This is a genomic window from Eudoraea sp. (genome assembly GCF_049669105.1).
GTDB lineage: Bacteria > Bacteroidota > Bacteroidia > Flavobacteriales > Flavobacteriaceae > Eudoraea.
The window spans coordinates 1-2515 of the sequence record NZ_JBATKE010000252.1 but is presented as its reverse complement, the minus strand read 5'-3'; the positions used below and the strand labels follow the sequence as shown (position 1 = coordinate 2515).

Below are 2515 nucleotides of genomic sequence, written 5' to 3'. Positions count from 1 at the left end.
AGATGACCTTATTGCATTGGCGGCCAGGAAAAAATTTCTTGGACAGCTTGTTTCCACAGCTATTGTTATTTTCCTGACCGATGTAAGGATAACAAGTTTTGAAGGCCTATTAGGTATTAGGGAACTGCCCTATCTGGTATCTGTAGTATTTACGGTATTTGTGTTTATTTTAGTGATCAACGCTTTTAATCTTATTGATGGAATAGATGGTTTAGCGGGAGCCATAGGAATAATTGCGAGCTTTTCATTCGGCTTGTTCTTTCTTTTAAATAATGATTTTCTGATGGTATTGGTTTCTTTTAGTTTAATTGGGGCCATTAGTGCATTTTTACGCTATAACCTGTCCGGCACCCAAAAATTATTTATGGGAGATTCGGGCTCTATGGTCATTGGCTACTTACTGGCGTATCAGGGGATTCGTTTTCTGGAATTAAATTTAAGCGGTTCTTCCTCTTTTACTATAAATAACGGACCGGTACTATTGCTGGCGGTTTTATCCTTTCCTTTATTGGATACCCTCAGGGTTTTTGTGATCCGGGCAAGAGAAAGGCGAAGCCCTTTCGACGCAGACCGAAATCATATCCACCATCGTTTATTGAGCCTTGGTTTTAGCCATAAGCAGGCCACCATTATGTTATCTATTGTTAGTGTCCTTGCCATAGAATTGGCATACCTGCTTAAAGATTTAGAGATCAACCTGCAACTTTTCACGATCACTTTGATTATACCCTTAATTTACTACCTCTTGTTTAATATTACCAGGGTTCGGGAAAATGCCATAAAATTAAATGAAGCAAGAGCTAGGAAGGACCGTTTAAGAATTGTGGACATGGACCTTAGAAAATACGTGCCTATACTAACTTTAAGAAAATCCTTTATTGATGAGTCCCATGGATCCCAAAAGCTTGCGGTTAACAGCGCCAATAATCAGGAGAAAATGGAGCTCTCAGAAAAAAGGATTAAAGAATTGGAAAAATCTAAACTACACCTGGTAGACTCCAAAAAGTTAAAGGAAAAGAATAAATCTTCTAAGTCAAAATAGCCGTAGAAGCCCATAATGCTCCGGCAATTAATCGTAGTTTTCAGAGAAGTGAATAGGCGCAGTGGTTTATATTATAATGGAAAAGAAACAAGAGCAACCAACAGTTGAGGAAATACGATGAACAGGACAAAGAATTGGTATGTAATCTGCACCAGGCCCAGATGGGAATTAAAAATATATAAGGCGCTAGTAGAACAGGGCATAGAGGCCTATTGCCCAACCTATACTTCAGTGCGGCAATGGAGCGATCGCAAGAAAAAAATCAGTAAACCTTATTTTAATTCCTATGTATTTGTACGTCTGGAAGAAGCAGAGCGAGAACGGGTATTTGCGATCCCGGGGGTAGTGCGCTATGTTTTCTGGCAGGGCAAAGCCGCCAAAGTACAGGAATCTGAAATACAATTGTTAAAGGAATATCTGGATGGAGAGGCCCTGGAGGATTCCAGGATAGAACAGTTAGCTGTTGGGGAAGAGGTAAGGTTTACCCGCGGAGCATTAAAAGACCGCACGGCCCTTGTAGAAAAAATAGGATCCCACAAAGTGAGGCTGGTGTTGCCGGTACTTGGTTACCGGATTACGGCCCGGATGGCAGACCTTGTACCTTAGTACCACTTAAGCTTGCTGTAGGGGTAACATCATGCCTCTTAGGCTTGCCGGAGTGGCACCATCGTACCTCCTTAGGCTTGCAGGAGTCGTAACATAGTACCACGTAAGCTTGCTGAAGTGGTAACATCGTACCTCATAGGCTTTGCCGAAGAGGTAGACTATGAACCATTCTTACCGAAAATAACGCTTTCGGTTCAATTTAAAATGGGACTCATAGCGGCGGAGCCGTGAGAAAAAGTCATCATTAGAAGCATATAAAAGAGATCAATAAGGATTAAAATAATTGACTATGAAACAGAAAGTTGCATTTATAACAGGGGTTACCGGGCAGGACGGGGCTTATTTAAGTGAGCTCTTATTAAAAAAAGGCTATATGGTGCATGGGTTAAAAAGGCGGTCCTCCCTCTTCAATACAGAAAGAGTAGATCATTTATACCAGGACCCGCATATTGAAGACCGCAATTTTGTGCTGCATTATGGCGATATGACGGATAGTACCAACCTAATACGTTTGATTCAGGAAATTCAGCCTGATGAAATTTACAATCTGGCGGCCATGAGCCATGTTCAGGTATCTTTTGAGGTCCCTGAGTATACAGCAAACGCCGATGGGATAGGAACGCTTCGGATATTAGAAGCAGTCCGATTTCTGGGGATGGAAAAGAAAACACGTATTTACCAGGCTTCTACCTCAGAATTGTATGGCAAGGTACAGGAAGTACCACAATCGGAAACTACCCCTTTCTATCCCCGAAGCCCATACGGGGTGGCTAAGTTGTATGCTTATTGGATAACGGTCAACTACAGGGAAGCCTATGGGATGTTTGCATGCAATGGCATCTTGTTTAACCATGAATCACCTATCCG

Annotated in this window: 3 protein-coding genes; all 3 read left to right on the top strand. The window is 41.9% G+C overall.

All coding sequences use genetic code 11. The features are described from left to right. The coding region (locus tag WBM60_RS17690) for an MraY family glycosyltransferase (protein WP_424283432.1) at window positions 1-1042 on the top strand (1042 nt) is incomplete at its 5' end. A gap of 117 nt (window positions 1043-1159) precedes the next feature. Beyond that, window positions 1160-1648 (top strand): transcription termination/antitermination protein NusG, encoded by a 489-nt coding sequence (nusG, locus tag WBM60_RS17685; protein WP_424283431.1) that lies wholly within the window; start codon window positions 1160-1162, stop codon window positions 1646-1648. A 289-nt stretch (window positions 1649-1937) separates the two neighbouring features. Continuing rightward, window positions 1938-2515 (top strand): GDP-mannose 4,6-dehydratase (locus WBM60_RS17680; protein ID WP_424283430.1); only part of this gene is annotated, 578 nt, incomplete at its 3' end.

Bases quoted from the DNA above. Each gene is read 5' to 3' on its own strand.
- nusG (WP_424283431.1), top strand. From the start codon at position 1,160: ATGAACAGGACAAAGAATTGGTATGTAATCTGCACCAGGCCCAGATGG.